Below are 746 nucleotides of genomic sequence, written 5' to 3'. Positions count from 1 at the left end.
GTGTCGAGGTGGTCGAGGAGGGTGCGCAGGTGGCGCTGGCTGCCGTCGCCGGGGATCTGGAGGGTGAGGGCCTCGTCGTCGCGGGTGGTTTCGGGCAGTGCGGAGGTGGCGTTGCGGTAGGCGGTGGGGTCGGTGAAGCGGAGTCGGACGTGTCCGCCGGGGACGAGTCGCTTGAGTTCCTCGGCGGTGCCGTGGGCGGCGATCCTGCCGTCGTTCAGGACGGCGATGCGGTCGGCGAGCTGGTCGGCCTCCTCCAGGTACTGGGTGGTGAGGAGGACGGTGACGCCGTCGGCGACCAGGGCGCGGATGATTCGCCACATGGTGTGCCGGGAGCGGGGGTCGAGGCCGGTGGTGGGTTCGTCGAGGAAGATGATCCGCGGGCTGCCGACGAGGGTCATGGCGATGTCGAGGCGGCGTTTCATGCCGCCGGAGTAGGTGGAGGCGGGCTTCTTCGCGGCGTCGACCAGGTCGAAGCGGGCCAGGAGTTCGGCGGCGATCCGTCGTCCCTCCTGCTTGGGGAGGTGGTGGAGGTCGGCCATGAGGAGCATGTTCTCCTCGCCGGTGATGAGGCCGTCGACGGCGGAGAACTGGCCGGTGACGCCGATGGCGGCGCGTACCGCCTGCGGGGCGGCCGTCAGGTCGTGGCCCGCGATCCGGGCCTGCCCGCCGTCGGCGCCGATGAGCGTGGAGAGGATCTTGACGACGGTGGTCTTGCCGGCGCCGTTCGGGCCCAGCAGGGCGAAGAC

Annotated in this window: 1 protein-coding gene; it reads right to left on the bottom strand. The window is 71.2% G+C overall.

What is annotated here, in order from left to right; translation table 11 throughout:
• Positions 1 to 746 (bottom strand): ATP-binding cassette domain-containing protein (locus PUR61_RS01725; RefSeq protein ID WP_329874875.1); only part of this gene is annotated, 746 nt, incomplete at both ends.

Source organism: Streptomyces sp. BE20 (assembly GCF_036322525.1).
GTDB lineage: Bacteria > Actinomycetota > Actinomycetes > Streptomycetales > Streptomycetaceae > Kitasatospora.
Note: the sequence above shows the minus strand (reverse complement) of the source record. Positions and strands in the feature narration are given on the sequence as shown.